Here is a 14,980-nt window from a genome sequence, read left to right as displayed (position 1 = left end):
CCGATGGCGTACACGGAAGATGTAAAACGGGCGATTCAGATTGCTCAGTCGCTCTCCAAAGAGTATCAGAATGAGCTGTTCACACCGGCACACCTGCTGATGGGTCTGCTCCATAATGAGGTTGGCATGGCCTCGTGGCTGGCCGTGATCGGGCAGGATGTACCCTACCTGCGCGAGTGGGCTGAAGTCCGTCTGGAAGCCAGCCCCAAATCGAGCCGCCTGTCGCCCAACCCGCCCGGCGATGAGCAGGTAAAAACGGCCATGGAACTGGCCGATCTGGTGGCTATGCAAGTAGGCAAGGTCCTGACCGACCCGGTTTGTGTGCTGGTCGCCCTACTCAAACCCGGTGTCGCCTTCAGTGCTGAACAACTGCGGAGTTTTCCCCTCACACAAACCGAACTGATGCAGGCGGTTCTGGCGGACAGCGACCTGGAAACGGCGATTGCGCCTGAGCCCAAAGAGAATGGTCAGCGAACGCCCGGCTCTTCAGGAGGAGTCGGACAGGCTTTGTTTCGCTTTTGCGTCGACAAAACGACAATGGCCGCCGAAGGCCGGTTAGACCCCATTATTGGCCGGGATCGCGAGGTACGCATGATGACCGAAACACTGGGCCGCCGGACCAAGCCGAATGTCATTCTGGTGGGCGAGCCGGGCGTTGGCAAAACGGCTTTGGCCGATGGTTTTGCGCTGAATATTATTGCCGATCAGGTTCCGGATCATCTAAAAAACGCTCGTTTGCTGGAGCTTGATTTAGGCGCGCTGGTTGCCGGGGCATCGTACAAGGGCGAAGTGGAAGACCGGCTGAAAAGCATCCTGAAAGAGCTGAAACAAGATAGCAAAATCATTCTGTTCATCGACGAAATTCACCAGCTTCTCGACAGCCGGGGGCCGCTGGGCACGGGAGTTGCCAACCTGCTCAAGCCCGAGCTTGCCAAAGGAAATCTGACCATCATTGGCGCTACCACGCTGGACGAATATAGGAAATACATTGAAACAGACGAAGCCTTTAGCCGTCGGTTCGATGTGTTGCGGGTGGAAGAGCCAGACGTAGATACCGCCATTCGTATGATTCAGCGACTGGTGCCTTTCTACGAAAAACACCACCAACTCAATGTCAGTCCCGATGCCGTATCCGAAGCCGTCATCCTGGCGAAACGATACAGCCGCAACCGTCGCCTGCCCGATGCCGCTATTGATCTGCTCGACCGGACACTGTCGGCCGTGCGGATGATCAGCGAACGAACGCCCGCCGAAGTAACTCAACTGACCGAACAACTCAACCAGTTGACGAACACCGCTGCCGGCGTGGATACGCTACGCGAGCTGCGCTACCTGCATCAGGAACTGGAACATAAAATCAGCCCCATTTTGCTTGCCAGCCTGGCTGCTGAGCCATGGAAGGAAGATGAATCGCCAACGGATTTATTGGCCTCGGTCCCGGCTTTGGCCGATCATATCCGGCAAACGCTAATCCGCCTTGCGGCTCTGAACGAAACGGCTATAACAAGCGTAGATCGCCACGATGTAGCCGCCGTTATTTCGCACAAAACGGGCATTCCGCTGGGCAAAATTCAGAGTCAGGAACGGGATAAGTTACTGGCGATGGATGAGGTATTGAAACAGCGGGTCATTGGACAGGATCATGCCGTAAAAGCCGTTGCCGACGCCATTCTGGAAGCCCGTTCTGGGTTGACAAAAGAGGGTCAGCCAATCGGATCTTTCTTTCTGCTTGGCCCCACGGGTACCGGCAAAACAGAACTGGCTAAGTCGCTGGCCGACTTCCTGTTCAACGACGAGTCGTTTCTGATTCGATTCGACATGTCGGAGTTTAAGGAGGAACATTCGGCTGCTTTGCTCTACGGGGCTCCTCCCGGCTATGTAGGCTACGAAGAAGGTGGCTTGCTAGTGAACAAAATCCGCGAAAAACCCTACTCGGTCGTCCTCTTCGATGAGATTGAAAAGGCACACCCATCCGTGTTCGACATCTTCCTGCAAATTCTCGATGAAGGACGGTTGCACGACCGACTGGGGAAAGAGGGCGATTTTTCAGATGCCGTCATCCTGTTTACGTCCAACATTGGCAGCCAGTTGGTCATTGAGCGGTTTGGGGACGGACAGATACCGGCAACGGCGGAGCTGATGGAGTCGATGAGCCGCCATTTCCGGCCAGAGTTTCTGGCCCGCCTGACGGAGATCGTACCCTTTGCGCCCATCTCGGAGGAGAACGCTGTCCGCATTTTTAATCTGCATTTGCGGGGCCTTACCGATCAGTTACTCAAGCAGGGCATCACCCTCGATCTTACGCCAGAGGCCCGGCTACACCTGGCTCTTACCGGTTTTACGCCCCAATACGGAGCCCGACAACTGAAGGGGGTTATCCGAAACCAGCTCCGTCGGCCCATTTCGCGGATGATCGTGGCTGGCGAGGTCAGCAAAGGGTCTGTGGTATCCGTGGACATAACTGGCGATCAGGAAATGACGTGGCACTATCAGCGTCAGGAAGCGAACCTTCAACCCGTATAAGCTCTATAACGATGGCGATGGTACACATTTACGACGGCAACTCGTCGACCCGGTTAGGCCTGGACAATTCGGTGTCTAACGGCGCTGAAGCCCGCAGCGAAGCCCGCATCCGGAAGCCAGTAAAGACCTTTAGCGAGATGCGTCAGGCCCTCGACGACCTGCTCGCGGCAAACACGTCTATTGATCGCTTACTGGTGGAAACCCACGGTTCACCCAGGGTGATCGGGATTGGCTGCCAGGTGATCAACTATACCCATGTCGATAACTGGTTCGGCAATCGGGGCTACGAACGACTGTTTCCGAGTGGTGCCCGCATTGTGTTCAATGGCTGTAATGTGGCAGAGGGACCCGACGGTTGGCGATTCCTAGAGTCGTTTGGCAACGCCTTCCTGCAACTAAATGGGGGTCAGATAACGGCCTGGACATCAGCAGGATTTTCAAATCCGTTCAGTGGTCACGTCGTGCATTTGTGGGGCGACGCCCGTGGCTTAATTCTCGCGCCCGGCGGCACGATCATCGAACGACTCGAAGCTTAACAAATCGACAAAATATGGGAGCATGCACAGGATTAGGCGTTTGCAAAGGGTTGCAGACATTCGAAGGGAACAAACCCTGTCCGGCGGTACGAACGCTGGCTCAGGTACTCCTCGACAACGTGCCGATATTAACAGAAACCTACGTAGAGGTAAATGGAGCTCCACTACCCCGACTTCAGTGGAAAAAAGACGGAACCCTCAACCGGCATGACGCCGGGCTGGCACTGGACCTCATCCTGTTTTCGGACCGGGAGTCTGAAAAACAACTGGCCAATGAGCTGATCGAAGCTTTTCTCGAATGTCGGCCGGAGATGCAGTGGTACAGCATTATCTACATGAATTTTCAGTACGACAGGAACGGTAACCGCAGCCCGTATACCGAAAGCGATCTGCACAAGACTCACATCCACATCGACTGGCTTAACTACGGCTTGTATAAGCAGACAGGCAAAATCAGTATCCCCTGGCCACCCGAAGCCTATCGAACGGGCTTTACGGATATTCTCACGGAGCGGCTGAACCGAAGTTATAGCAATTGGGAATGAGCAGTTCAACTGCCAACTAATTTCTAAAAATAACCAACAACCATGGCGAAGCAAACAAAACCATCATATAACTGGGCAATTTCGGCCAACGTCTCCCTGGGAAAGGGCAAAGGCAGTGTCGGCATCGGTCTCATCGCCTTAACGCTGTTCGATGTTGATGCGCAACTTTATTTTTCAATCAACCTGCAAGGCGGCAGCATTGGTGGAGGAATACCCGCCGGGGCTATCCTTTCAACTTTTTCTCCTTCGTTTTTTACGACGCCAACGCCCATGTGGATCACCGACTTCGACGATCGATTCGTGAACATATCCGGTGCCGAATTAGCCGTCCTTGTGGGTGGTGGACTTACTTTCCTCACCTTTTTAAACATCAACCACACGCCCAGTTGGCTGGACATTGGTGGCTTGGAAGCCGGACTTGCCGCAGGTGTAGCGACCGGCAATTACCGGACGATGGTTTACGAGGATGGCTGGGAAAATAACGGCTGTCGTATTCAGCCCGATGGCGATCCACTGTGCGGAGGGAAGTCTGCGTCTCCTCAATACAGTACGCAGGATAGCGGCATGTCTGAACCATAACCGGAATCGGTCACTGTGGCTTCTCCTGACAAGTGAACAGTGATATAGCTGAAAAGCGACGAACATATACTTTCTAACTAAATACAATTATGGGACGTGTTGTGTATGATGTTCCTTTGGTAACGCAGTTGCGGAACCCGATTTGCTGGATAACCTGCATGGCCATGGTCTCCAGCGAACGGCTGGGCTATTCCATAGGTGTCGGCCATTTTGCGCAGGGATTCGACCCCAGCAATTCAGCAATAGCCAACCCGGCTACCGGATTGAATGACTTCTACGATCGGTTGGAACGATGTAATTTTTCGTCGGTCGGTATCAATTCAACGGCTTCAGAATTGGAAAACACCTTAAAATCCTATGGTCCCCTTATTCTGACGCATAACTGCACCGGCTTCCCATACGGCCCAGGAAGAGCCCCAATTACAAATCCAGCGGCCATGCATGCCGTTGTGATCACGGGTATCGACTCCAGCATCAACGGTGGTATGTGCTGGATGAACAACCCCTGGGGCGACAAAGACTGCCCCATTCTAACGACAGATGTGATCACGTCCATCTCCAAAATGCTGACCGCCAACGTCCGGATGATCGCTTATTATCGACAATAGAAACCCATGCCACAGCCCGCAGCCCGCTTACTGGATATGCATGTTTGCCCCATGCAAACGCCTGCCATTGTACCCATTCCGCACGTGGGCGGGCCCATTATGGGGCCGGGTATGCCAACCGTGCTCATTGGCGGACAGCCAGCCGCAACCGCCGGTGATATGTGCGTTTGCGTAGGCCCCCCCGATGTGATTGCCCAGGGGTCTACGTCGGTGCTGATCGGGGGCAAACCGGCCGCCCGCATGGGCGACATGACCGCTCACGGAGGCAGTATCGTTGCCGGGTGCCCAACCGTGCTCATTGGCGGCTGACACAATCCTATAAATCTGATTTTCAACCCTATAACAACTAATCAAAACTATGTTTGACTACGGAATCGGCGGACAGGAGCGTAAGCTCGACGTGAACGAAAGCATCGTTGACATCCCCCAGAACAGAACCTTACTCATTGAAAAACTAACCGCTGACCCAGCCCTTCGCCCGGAGATCGTGGAGGGTCTGAAAACCGTTGGCGACGTTTTTGACCACTTCCAGCCTCAGCAGGACATCGAATTTGAAACCGAAGAGGGCTCGCCCATCAGCGAAACACTGCGCTTTCGGGCACTAGGCGACTTTGGTCGCAAGGGCGTTATTGCCCAGAGTGTTTATCTGCAGGAATTGAACATGACCTACGAAGATCTCCAGCGCTATGTCAAGCAGCTGAAGTCGAATAAAATCCTTAAAACGGTGCTCGAAAATCCTGAAGCAAAAGCCGCTTACATGTCGGCAATCGAAGCCATGATTCGGGAATTGGAAGAAGTGAAAAGCTAGGTGATACCCTTTAACAGAAATAACTATGGAAGCACAGGACAAACCCGCAGCAACGATCGAAAACGCTGCCGAAACCACCCAAACCCTTTCGCTGGAAACCAGTAGTTCGAAGCTCACCCGGTATGGTGGCTTTGGCATTGTCGAAACCACGCTGGAAGGCACCCAGAACCTGAACCCGGAGAAGAAAGCGCGCAAAAAAATATTCCTTACAGAAACGGCCCGGCAGGAGGAGCGGAACCAATTGAAAAAACGGCTGGAGATGATTCTTCCTCTGCTTCAGAGCTCCGACTCGGTGGCCGACCTGGTTCAACAGGCGCAGTCGAAAGCCGAAACGGCGCAGACGCTGCTCAGCGAAAACCTTCGGCGTACCTTCGAAACTACGCGTGATCTGGAGCGTTCCTACCGCTCGATGGCCAACTTTTTTGCCAATACCGGGCAGGACAAGGTCCGCAATGTCAGCATCATGAACGCCGAAGCCGACCAGTTGACCGATCTGGACAACACGCTTTTTCTGGATGCCGTCAATGAGGAATTTGCCCGAACGTACGACCGGCTCGACCTGCGCGAAAACTACTCGATTTTGGCCCTGCCGGGTTACCTCGGCTCCCGCAAAGTGGTCGACAAATGGGCCAGGGTTGCGTACAAACACAAAGTAATGATGCTGACGGATTTCCAGCATCTGGATGCACCTGGCGACGTGCTGGACCTGTTCGAAGCCGCCAATATGACGGGCAGCGACCCCTATCTGTCCAATGTAATGATGGCCTGCAACTGGCTTGTTGGCCGGGGTAAATATCAGGAAGTGGGTGAAGAGGAAGACCTGCACGTGCCCGCATCCAGCGCCCTGGCCGGAAAAGTGTACAGCACGCTGATGTCGCAGGTGACGGCGGGCCGAAAATACGGTGCCCTCAACGATGTTGACGGGGTTACGTTTCCCCTGAAGAAGAGCGAGATCGCTAGTCTGGAACGTCTTGGGCTGATTCCGATGGTGGCGGAGTACGGCAAAGTGATGCCTTTTTCGGCCAAAACGCTCTTCAATGGCGACAATATCGGGCTGCAGACGTACTCCGTTGTCCGGGTGTTCGATTACATCACAAAAGTACTGATCGACTTCCTGAATCGGCGGGCGTTTGAAAACTTCAACGTCAACACGCGCATGGATATTCAGAAGCAGATCGTTCGTTTCCTGGACAACATCACGGGGCCGGGCAAGCTCATCGAAAAGTTCAAGATCATGCGCTTCGAGCAGGACCCGAAACAGAAAGACCGGATTTTCCTCGATATACATATGGTGCCTTATTTTCCGGCAAAATCGTTCCTGATCAAACTCGACGGGCAGAAGGGCGACGATCCGGATTCGGCGGAGTGGAAGTCGGATTACGCGCAGCAGTAAGCAACAAACGGACCTCATCTTAATTTTCTGATCCAAATGGGCTGGAACACAAAAACAACCGACTGGCAGGTATGCGGACTGGGGCAGGTTGGGTATGGCGCAGGCTATGCTTCCGGGACCTACTTATGCTGTTTTTATAGCGAAACGGCCAGTGTATCGGGCTTATACCTGTTTAGCGGCATTGGCGCGGGTGTTGGCGGAAACGCTTCCGGCGTAATAAACCCTGCCGATTACGGGGCGGTATCCTCGCCCTGGACTAACCTGACAAACATGTTTCTCGTCTGTGGTGTCCGCGAGTTCAGCGGGAACGATCTGAACGGCGCCATGGGCCGTATTTCCTCGTTGGGCGTTGGGGGCTTGGGCGTATCCTACGGTGTCACCTATATCACGGCGATACCACCCTGGGGGTCTTCTGAAGCGTATTTCTATTCCCAAAATATTGGCGGACTTGGTTACGGGCCGGGCGGGGGAATTGGTGGACAGACTCTTTCCGGCACGTGGGGGTTTGCGGCCACAACGAATTTACGACCCTGGTAAATGGCTACGTTTCGTACCGAGCTTACTGTAGATGGGAACACCTACCCCGTGCGGCAACTATGGCTGGCTATTAACCAGGCCATAGATGCTGTCGGGCGGCCTTCATCAGCTCCCAGGGGTGGGAAGATCAGACTGGAGCTCGATGGAGTGGAAGACGATTCGCTGAGCGAATGGATGGCTGATCCGCACAAAACACTCGGGGGAAGTGTCCGGTATTACCGCATCGACGAAGATGCTACACTGAAGGAACTCACCTTTGAGGATGCGTTCTGTGTCGAATACATCGAGCGGTTCGATGGTACCCAATCCGGAAAACCCATGACCACGACCCTGACCATTTCCGCACAGAAAATGACCATTGGACAGGTTGCTTTGGAGAACAACTGGCCCTGACCCGGCAACTGTTACGACAACGCATTAGCCCAGCAACGTATTATGGCGTCATTCAGCGCGGAATTGAGCATTGATGGAAAGACCTTTCCCGTACTGACGGTGTCATACGGCCTGTATCAGGCAACCGACGAGAGCGGCAAACCCAGTTCGGGCGTTCGAACCCATCTGATTCAGCTTCGGCTCACGGGCAGCGACGACGAAACGTTGGCGAACTGGGCCGCAGACGCCCAAAGGCAACTTGATGGCAAAATAACCTTCTTTCGAATTGATGAGCAGTCAACGTTTAAAGAACTGGCGTTTGAACAAGCTTTCTGCGTACAGTATAGCGAACATGTGGCCACCGCCGACCTGACCGATCAGGCCTTGCCGGGGTCCTATCTGATCGAACTGGGCATCAGTCCGGCGGTACTGAAAATTGGGGGAACAAAGCACGACAATCAGTGGCGGTAAGAAAAATCGACTATGGCACGACAGGTAAAGGTTCAGATTGAACTCGAAGGGGGCAAAGAACTGAAACACTTCACGCATTTACGCATCAATCAATACCTCAACACGCACCATTCGTTTGAGATTGGGGTGCCGTTTTCGGTTCTGGAAGATGCGTCGGAGCACTTTTTCCATCAGGCCCATCAGGACGTTTGTGGAAAAACGATCACGCTCTCGCTAAGCCCGGCCTCCGACAGTGATTCGTTCGATTTCACATTTAAAGGAATCGTTACGGAAATTGTTCTAATGAACACCTCCGACCTGACGAACGGGTTTCTGCTTAAAGGGTTCAGCCCAACGATCGTGCTGGAAGACAGTTGCACCCGACGAACGTTCCATCAGCATTCGATAAAACGAATTGCCGAAAACGTCCTCGACCCGTATCCTGGCAATCTACTCCGAAGGCAGCTGAAGCCCCGCACCACCAGCGAAATCCCCTATTCGGTTCAGTACGACGAAACAAACTTTGCGTTTCTTAACCGGCTTGCCTCCGAACACGGCGAATGGTTTTATTATGATGGACGTGAATTGCAGCTAGGTCAACCGGAATCTGGAAAGGCCGTCGACTTTATGGTAAATGGTATCCAGCTGTTTTCCCTGTCCATAAACTTACAGCCAACCCAGCAAACACTCACGGCGCACGACTACCGCCATCCGACTCAGTATACCAGTCAGTCGGGTAGTCAGTCAGTGAGCGGCCTGGGCCAGTTCGGCAGCTTTGCCTTGCAGAAGTCGGAAGAAGTATTTGCACAGGCCAGCCAGCAGCCTGCCGGATGGCCGATTTTTGGGCAAAGTGACCTGGATGAGGTAGTTAAAACTCGTAAATCAGTCAGTGCTACAGGACTATTGACTTTTACTGGCAATGGGGAAATTCCAGATCTGGTCGTCGGCGGAATCATTGATGTGCAGGGAATGGTCCTGAAACGCGACAAATCCTCGAAGGAGAGTTTTGGCAAGTACCGAATTATTGACATCAGTCATGAGGTCGATGGAAGTGGAAATTATCAGAACCACTTTCGGGCCGTTGCTGAATCTGCAGACTACCCCCCGCCTAACACGCACGTCCGTACGCCGGTGGCTCAGCCCGAGCTGGCGACCGTTTCAGACAACAACGATCCCGATAAACTGGGGAGGGTAAAGGTGGCGTTTATGTGGTCGGGTTCAAATAACGAATCGGACTGGATACGTGTCAGTACCACGTATACGGGTTCCGGGCAGGGTGCCCTGTTCGTGCCGGAGCTGGATGCCCATGTACTGATTGGCTACGAAGCGGCCCGGCCCGACAATCCGTTTGTTGCCGGGAGCTTTTATCCCAAAAAAGCAGGAACAGATTACACGTATTCGAATAATAACCGAAAGATAATCCAGACAAAAAGTGGCAATCAACTGCTTTTTGTGGAGAACCAGGGCAGCGAGGAGATTCAGATTACGAACATCAACCATACCGAAACGACACTCACCCTGTCTTTTGCCGAAAATGGGAAGATAACCCTGAAAACATCCGGCGAAATTGAACTGGCTGGCGACACCATCCACCTGAAAGCCCAACGCGACTTAACGCTGGAGGCTGGCAACGAACTAGTATTGAAAGGTCAAAACAGAGCGGAGCTTACGGGAGGAGCCAGCATAAAAGTAGGTGCGCCAGAAGTAAAAATTCAGGCTGACGTGGCTGCTGAACTGAAAGGTGATGCGTCATTGAAGCTGAAAGGGGCCAAGGTTTCCCTAAACGGAGATGCCATGGTCGAGGTTCAGGCCGCTCTGATCAAACTGAATTAACATTGGAATACACGAACTAAATAAAACGTCTCACTTTAAATTCAAAAAGCCATGTCTTCATTTAGTGCAACATTAAAAATCGACGATCAGGAATACGATGTTATGAGTTGCAACTACTCGTTTGGTCAATCGACCGACGAAAAAGGGCGTCCGGCCTCCAATGTGCAGGGAGGCAATATTTTTGTTCAAATTGCGGCCCATGAAGAGGACGCGCTGATGGGTTGGATGATTGACCCCTACAAGAAAACCAATGGCAGCATCACCTTCAAGCGGATCGATCAGGACTCGACCTTCAAAGAGGTTCAGTTTGAAGATGGTTATTGCGTGGGGTACTCCGAGAGTTTCAACTCAACAAACAGCAGTGCCATGACACTGAGCCTGAACATTTCGGCCCGAAAAATCACGGTTGGCAGTGCTACTCACGAAAGTGTCTGGTAATTAAGTTGTAAGTGGCCAAGTAGTAAGTGGCTGACACATTCGTGTTACTTTCGCTGGTCCGCCGGTCGTCTGCGGCCACGCGGGGCAGCTGGTGCGGTCAGCCACTTACTACTTACTACTTGATCGCCTGATCTTCAACCCACCCGGCGGGCTATGATGGTATCGTTATCAATGAGTTGATTCTGAGCAAAATTCAGATCAGGATTTAAATAGACACGACGCTGCCACCAGGTGGCTTTTTTTGTAAATACCCACCCAAACGGCTGGCCTGTTTCATCCGTATACTGGATTGGACTGGCGGGCGTCCGTTCGTTGTAGTCGTTGATAAAAATTAAAAATAGATCGCCAAGAGACATAGATACCGGCGCTTTCGCCTTAAAATTCGTAAAAGTTGCGTAAGCGGGTGTTTTAAGGAATTCGAACTGTATCACTAGAATTTTCGACAGATCCAACAAGTCCAGATCAGGCATCGTGCCATTGACTGGATAAAACCATTTGCGATAATCCGCAGGCGGAATCTCCAGGTAATATTGGTAGGCCTGCCCGACAAAGAACGGGATCAGGAACGGCAGTAAACTCGTTACAAAGGGCCATCGTTCTGGGAAGTAACCCGTTTGCCAGTAAAAGACCAGCGCCAGTATCATTGCCAGCAGGAGAATACCTACGGTAGCTACTCCTCCCCGACCCAACGGGATGAATACGGCTGGTGCCAACCGCTGACTCAGCCGAAAGTGAAGCCCACCCAACCCTAACGCCAGTACCTGCACGATGAGGTAATAGCGCTGAAAATGGCTGCTGTCAAACGTACCGGCAACACTAAAAACTCCTAAAATCAGAACAGCAAAAAGTACGTAAAGTAAAAGAGGAGATCGCTTGGCAATGGATAAAGCTGGCATCAGGCTGAACATTGTTAATCGTTTCGACGCTTTTTTGTGCCCGGTGGCAGTGTGGGCTGAATGCTAAAAATAACACATTAAACGGAACACAGTTTGCCTTTAGATTTATTAAATAACTTTATTCTTAGAGGCCACGTTAGTTTAACGTATGCGAAGGATTGTAGTTAACAGTTATTAAACTGGTTGTCTCATAAAAGGCTCCATTGCGAGACGGCTATTTATACTACTTCAGGTAAATGACAGATTTATCGCTCAAGTGTCCCTGTCCTTTTCCGCTGAACTACCACGCTTTTCAAATTAAAGCTATCTTTTCTAGTCATGTTGCTTACCAGCTTTTGACACTTGTGGTTCATGAATGAACTGCAAGTGTCAAAAGATAGTTATATTGCTATCAAATGAGACTACTCACCTTCTTCGATGGCACAATATGGCAACGCAAGCGACTGCTTACATCAGTGAACAGAATGCCTCTTCTCAGCCTCTGACGGCTCTTCAACTCATTGACCGCTCCCGTCAAGGGCTGTTGGGCACCGAGGCCGGACGAATTGCCGGACTACTGGGGGTTACCGATAAGGAGATGGCTCGGCTACTTAATCAATCGACAGCTACCTTCCACCGACACGCTAAGGTTGGGCGACTCGATGCCGCTACCTCCGAAAAGCTGCTGCTACTAGGGCGATTAGCTGGCTATGGAACAACCGTTTTTCAGGACCAAGGCAAGTTCAATCGCTGGCTGCGTCGACCATTACGGCTATTGGGGGAACGGTCTCCCTTAGATCTGCTGGATAGTCCCACCGGTGTCCAGTTAATCGAAGACATCCTGGGGCGGATTGAATATGGAGTCTTCAGCTAATGGCCATCACTCTGTATCGCATCCAAACCGACGCGCATCGTGACAGCATTTTGGAGGGCATAGGTGCTAAGCTACGGGGTGGGCGCTGGAATGCTAAGGGACGGCCTATGGTCTACATGGCCACCACCCCTGAGCTATGTTTTCTGGAGTACATGGTGCATCTGGATGGAACGCCTTTAGCGGACCTGCCTCCGTTGATTCTATGTGAACTTGCCGTACCCGACCACTCCATAAGCTTTGTTAGCGTGGAAGAACTGCCTCTTGGCTGGGATGACCCCTATGCTACCCCGGTAGGCTTACCTCTTTTTGCTGACCAGCAGTTCGAGCGCCATAAGTGCTTATGTTTGGCCTTACCTTCAGCTGTTGTTCCCCTTTCACCTTCTCGGAATATATTGTTAGATCCCTTACATGCTCAACGTAGCGAGTGCCGCGTCCTCTCGATTCAGCCTTATCCGATTGATCCACGTTTACCAACGGCGGGTTTAGCATAGATAACAGGGCATTTTTGGTGATACCATTTTAGAGACTGGTGGTAACTGTCGCTTTAAATGGGCGTTTCACGATATGGTAAGGCCTCAATTTTCGGCTACTATGCGCGACACTCATTTGTATTTTGTGGAGTTAAAGGTAAACTTTACACCCTACTAGGTCAGGTCATAGTTGCCTTTCCCAGCTAGAAATATATGTTTTGATTCATCCATGTTGGCAATCACTAGGTATGACCGGTTCCAATTCGTTACCAGAAGATTTCAGCCAGAATAACCAACTGCCTATTCGGATCGTTTCTCCCAATTTTGGCCATGTCTCTCCAGAGGCTAGAGGAAAATATGGTCCTACCCACCGCTTACCCTACTATTTCTTGCTATTTATCCTGGAGGGCTATACGCAATATGGTATTGATGGAGAAACAGTCGAGGTTGGGAAGTATGAGTTATTGTTCGCCTGGCCCTACCAGATTCAACAGCTAGCCTTCGCCCTACACGGGAACAATTATTATAAATTGGGCTTTGATGACCAATGCCTGTCCCAGTTACCCAGACAATACCCCTTCCTGCTGAATCCACTCAATCAGCAAAAAATAAGGTTTTCACCGCTTGCCGCCAGTAGGCTTCAAGCGATCTTTGCCATGCTTCAAGGTTTATTAACGGCTTCAGATACAGACCCTGAACTCATCTTAGCTCATCTCAATAGCCTCCTGACTGAAATCAATGCGGCTTATTTTGCCGGGGAGCGAAAGCCAGCCGATGACCGACTTGCCAAATACATCGGCTTCAAAGTATTTGTCGAAAACAACTTGACCCATCACCCGGCCGTCAAGGATATTGCTCAGGAACTGGCCCTCAGTACGAATAGTTTATATCAGCTCGTTAAACAGTATTCGGGACGCTCACCCAAAGAATTTGTGACGAATCGACTGATCCTGGAAGCCAGACGCCGGATGTATTATGGAGAGCGGTCTTCGGTCAAAGAACTAGCGTTTGAACTGGGTTTTAATGACCCGGATTACTTTTCCCGCTTGTTTAAAAAAGTAACCGGGAAAACGGTTGCCGAGTTTTTTCAGGATTTGTCCTGAACCCATCGGTTTTCATCCAGCTTTGTTGCCGGCACTCTGGCGAACTTTGTTCCTGTCATACATCAGATAGGATATGAACAGACAAGTAGGTAAACTATTGGTAACCGGTGTGACCGGTTTGGTTGGAGAGCGCCTGCTCCAGCGTCTAGTCGAGTCAGGCATGGACTGCCGTGCGCTGGTACGAGCCGGAAAGAGCGTTACAGCTGGTGTGACGATAGTAGAGGGCGACCTATTCGATTTGTCATCGCTCACCGAGGCCGTGAAAGATGTGTCCGCCATTATTCATCTGGCCGCCGTGTTTCGCACGCCAGACACCGATCTGATTTGGAAGAGCAATTTGGAAGGGACACGCAACTTGATCAGCATGGTAAAAGCCCATGCTCCTGCCGCCCGATTCATTTTGGCTAGTACGACCAACGTTTACAACGCCGATAATCCGCATCCCGGCCGGGAAGATGACGATGTAACTCCACAACAAGCCTACCCTGCCAGTAAGGTGGCGGCTGAAAAGGAACTGAGGGAAAGTGGTCTGAATTGGGTAGTGCTTCGATTTCCCTTCGTCTACGGGGATGGCGATGGGCATTTGGAAGCCTTACCCAAGTATGCGAAAGCTGGCAACTGGCACCCCGCCATGCGGATGAGTACCATCCACCACCGCGACATCGCCACGGCGATGAATTTAGCTTTGTTGGGTGTGATTGATAGGCGCATCGTCAATATTTCCGATGAAGCCCCCACGTCGATTTACGAATTAGCCCAATTAGTTGGTGAGCCATTAGACTCCTCTTCCGAGCCGCTGGTTAACCCTTGGTACCTGCTTAGTGATAGTACGCTGGCTCGTCGTCTGGGTTTCCAACCTACCGTCCGGACAGTGTACCAGGCCGTACAGGAGAATATACTATAATTTATTGCTAATAAACGGTTTTGATAGAAAAACAGCACCGAAATAAATATCTGCAAGCTCTGTTTTTCTCTTAAAACGCTCGTGGCTGTTGCACAACTCCGCTTTCTACATCGATTTTTCAGCGTCTGAATT

The 14,980-nt window shown here is 51.6% G+C and carries 18 protein-coding genes; 17 read left to right on the top strand and 1 reads right to left on the bottom strand.

What is annotated here, in order from left to right:
- Positions 1 to 3: 3 nt before the first annotated feature.
- From ACYVK4_RS10985 to tssD (ACYVK4_RS10925), 13 genes are all read left to right on the top strand, one after another.
- On the top strand, positions 4 to 2,523 hold the full coding sequence (locus tag ACYVK4_RS10985; protein ID WP_461127554.1) for an ATP-dependent Clp protease ATP-binding subunit: 2,520 nt from the start codon (positions 4 to 6) through the stop codon (positions 2,521 to 2,523).
- A 17-nt stretch (positions 2,524 to 2,540) separates the two neighbouring features.
- Positions 2,541 to 3,059, top strand: a complete 519-nt coding sequence (locus tag ACYVK4_RS10980) for a DUF4347 domain-containing protein (RefSeq protein WP_461127553.1) — start codon at positions 2,541 to 2,543, stop codon at positions 3,057 to 3,059.
- 14 nt (positions 3,060 to 3,073) lie between these two features.
- Positions 3,074 to 3,604 carry a hypothetical protein gene (locus ACYVK4_RS10975; RefSeq protein WP_461127552.1) on the top strand — a complete coding sequence of 177 codons (531 nt, stop codon included), beginning with the start codon at positions 3,074 to 3,076 and terminating at the stop codon, positions 3,602 to 3,604.
- A 42-nt stretch (positions 3,605 to 3,646) separates the two neighbouring features.
- Complete coding sequence (locus tag ACYVK4_RS10970; protein ID WP_461127551.1) at positions 3,647 to 4,183, top strand: hypothetical protein; 537 nt, start codon at positions 3,647 to 3,649, stop codon at positions 4,181 to 4,183.
- 89 nt (positions 4,184 to 4,272) lie between these two features.
- A complete protein-coding gene (locus tag ACYVK4_RS10965; RefSeq protein WP_461127550.1) occupies positions 4,273 to 4,791 on the top strand; it encodes a papain-like cysteine protease family protein in 519 nt (172 codons plus the stop codon).
- A 6-nt stretch (positions 4,792 to 4,797) separates the two neighbouring features.
- Positions 4,798 to 5,100, top strand: a complete 303-nt coding sequence (locus ACYVK4_RS10960) for a PAAR domain-containing protein (protein ID WP_461127549.1) — start codon at positions 4,798 to 4,800, stop codon at positions 5,098 to 5,100.
- A 49-nt stretch (positions 5,101 to 5,149) separates the two neighbouring features.
- Entirely contained in the window at positions 5,150 to 5,599 is a 450-nt protein-coding gene (locus ACYVK4_RS10955) for a hypothetical protein (RefSeq protein ID WP_461127548.1), read from the top strand.
- Positions 5,600 to 5,624: 25 nt separating this feature from the next.
- A complete protein-coding gene (locus tag ACYVK4_RS10950; protein WP_461127547.1) occupies positions 5,625 to 6,992 on the top strand; it encodes a DUF5458 family protein in 1,368 nt (455 codons plus the stop codon).
- A gap of 36 nt (positions 6,993 to 7,028) precedes the next feature.
- A complete protein-coding gene (locus tag ACYVK4_RS10945; RefSeq protein WP_461127546.1) occupies positions 7,029 to 7,529 on the top strand; it encodes a hypothetical protein in 501 nt (166 codons plus the stop codon).
- Positions 7,530 to 7,922, top strand: a complete 393-nt coding sequence (gene tssD, locus ACYVK4_RS10940) for a type VI secretion system tube protein TssD (RefSeq protein ID WP_461127545.1) — start codon at positions 7,530 to 7,532, stop codon at positions 7,920 to 7,922.
- Between the two features lie 42 nt (positions 7,923 to 7,964).
- A complete protein-coding gene (tssD, locus tag ACYVK4_RS10935; RefSeq protein ID WP_461127544.1) occupies positions 7,965 to 8,372 on the top strand; it encodes a type VI secretion system tube protein TssD in 408 nt (135 codons plus the stop codon).
- A 12-nt stretch (positions 8,373 to 8,384) separates the two neighbouring features.
- Positions 8,385 to 10,184, top strand: coding sequence for a type VI secretion system Vgr family protein (locus ACYVK4_RS10930; protein WP_461127543.1), 1,800 nt, complete (start codon positions 8,385 to 8,387; stop codon positions 10,182 to 10,184).
- Between the two features lie 51 nt (positions 10,185 to 10,235).
- On the top strand, positions 10,236 to 10,622 hold the full coding sequence (gene tssD / locus ACYVK4_RS10925) for a type VI secretion system tube protein TssD (RefSeq protein WP_461127542.1): 387 nt from the start codon (positions 10,236 to 10,238) through the stop codon (positions 10,620 to 10,622).
- Between the two features lie 134 nt (positions 10,623 to 10,756).
- Here tssD (ACYVK4_RS10925) and ACYVK4_RS10920 read toward each other — a convergent pair whose 3' ends face one another.
- Positions 10,757 to 11,518 carry a TssN family type VI secretion system protein gene (locus ACYVK4_RS10920; protein WP_461127541.1) on the bottom strand — a complete coding sequence of 254 codons (762 nt, stop codon included), beginning with the start codon at positions 11,516 to 11,518 and terminating at the stop codon, positions 10,757 to 10,759.
- Between the two features lie 427 nt (positions 11,519 to 11,945).
- On the opposite strand from ACYVK4_RS10920, the gene parS reads away from it, so the two are divergent.
- The 4 genes from parS (at position 11,946) to ACYVK4_RS10900 (ending at position 14,848) form a co-directional block, all read left to right on the top strand.
- Positions 11,946 to 12,371, top strand: a complete 426-nt coding sequence (gene parS / locus ACYVK4_RS10915; protein WP_461127540.1) for a type II RES/Xre toxin-antitoxin system antitoxin — start codon at positions 11,946 to 11,948, stop codon at positions 12,369 to 12,371.
- Entirely contained in the window at positions 12,371 to 12,862 is a 492-nt protein-coding gene (locus ACYVK4_RS10910) for an RES family NAD+ phosphorylase (RefSeq protein ID WP_461127539.1), read from the top strand. The genes parS and ACYVK4_RS10910 overlap by 1 nt, the downstream gene beginning before the upstream one ends.
- A gap of 227 nt (positions 12,863 to 13,089) precedes the next feature.
- Positions 13,090 to 13,944, top strand: a complete 855-nt coding sequence (locus ACYVK4_RS10905; protein WP_461127538.1) for an AraC family transcriptional regulator — start codon at positions 13,090 to 13,092, stop codon at positions 13,942 to 13,944.
- Between the two features lie 73 nt (positions 13,945 to 14,017).
- Positions 14,018 to 14,848, top strand: a complete 831-nt coding sequence (locus tag ACYVK4_RS10900) for an NAD-dependent epimerase/dehydratase family protein (protein WP_461127537.1) — start codon at positions 14,018 to 14,020, stop codon at positions 14,846 to 14,848.
- Positions 14,849 to 14,980 lie beyond the last annotated feature (132 nt).

This window comes from Spirosoma aerophilum, assembly GCF_054782495.1.
The sequence above is the reverse complement of the archived record's forward strand: the minus strand, read 5'-3'. Positions and strand labels throughout refer to the sequence as shown.

Excerpts from the sequence above, each read along its gene's own strand:
- ACYVK4_RS10985 (WP_461127554.1), top strand. The coding sequence starts at position 4 with ATGGCGTACACGGAAGATGTAAAACGGGCGATTCAGATTGCTCAGTCG.
- ACYVK4_RS10980 (WP_461127553.1), top strand. The coding sequence starts at position 2,541 with ATGGTACACATTTACGACGGCAACTCGTCGACCCGGTTAGGCCTGGAC.
- ACYVK4_RS10975 (WP_461127552.1), top strand. The coding sequence starts at position 3,074 with ATGGGAGCATGCACAGGATTAGGCGTTTGCAAAGGGTTGCAGACATTC.
- ACYVK4_RS10970 (WP_461127551.1), top strand. The coding sequence starts at position 3,647 with ATGGCGAAGCAAACAAAACCATCATATAACTGGGCAATTTCGGCCAAC.
- ACYVK4_RS10965 (WP_461127550.1), top strand. The coding sequence starts at position 4,273 with ATGGGACGTGTTGTGTATGATGTTCCTTTGGTAACGCAGTTGCGGAAC.
- ACYVK4_RS10960 (WP_461127549.1), top strand. The coding sequence starts at position 4,798 with ATGCCACAGCCCGCAGCCCGCTTACTGGATATGCATGTTTGCCCCATG.
- ACYVK4_RS10955 (WP_461127548.1), top strand. The coding sequence starts at position 5,150 with ATGTTTGACTACGGAATCGGCGGACAGGAGCGTAAGCTCGACGTGAAC.
- ACYVK4_RS10950 (WP_461127547.1), top strand. The coding sequence starts at position 5,625 with ATGGAAGCACAGGACAAACCCGCAGCAACGATCGAAAACGCTGCCGAA.
- ACYVK4_RS10945 (WP_461127546.1), top strand. The coding sequence starts at position 7,029 with ATGGGCTGGAACACAAAAACAACCGACTGGCAGGTATGCGGACTGGGG.
- tssD (WP_461127545.1), top strand. The coding sequence starts at position 7,530 with ATGGCTACGTTTCGTACCGAGCTTACTGTAGATGGGAACACCTACCCC.
- tssD (WP_461127544.1), top strand. The coding sequence starts at position 7,965 with ATGGCGTCATTCAGCGCGGAATTGAGCATTGATGGAAAGACCTTTCCC.
- ACYVK4_RS10930 (WP_461127543.1), top strand. The coding sequence starts at position 8,385 with ATGGCACGACAGGTAAAGGTTCAGATTGAACTCGAAGGGGGCAAAGAA.
- tssD (WP_461127542.1), top strand. The coding sequence starts at position 10,236 with ATGTCTTCATTTAGTGCAACATTAAAAATCGACGATCAGGAATACGAT.
- ACYVK4_RS10920 (WP_461127541.1), bottom strand. The coding sequence starts at position 11,518 with ATGCCAGCTTTATCCATTGCCAAGCGATCTCCTCTTTTACTTTACGTA.
- parS (WP_461127540.1), top strand. The coding sequence starts at position 11,946 with ATGGCAACGCAAGCGACTGCTTACATCAGTGAACAGAATGCCTCTTCT.
- ACYVK4_RS10910 (WP_461127539.1), top strand. The coding sequence starts at position 12,371 with ATGGCCATCACTCTGTATCGCATCCAAACCGACGCGCATCGTGACAGC.
- ACYVK4_RS10905 (WP_461127538.1), top strand. The coding sequence starts at position 13,090 with ATGACCGGTTCCAATTCGTTACCAGAAGATTTCAGCCAGAATAACCAA.
- ACYVK4_RS10900 (WP_461127537.1), top strand. The coding sequence starts at position 14,018 with ATGAACAGACAAGTAGGTAAACTATTGGTAACCGGTGTGACCGGTTTG.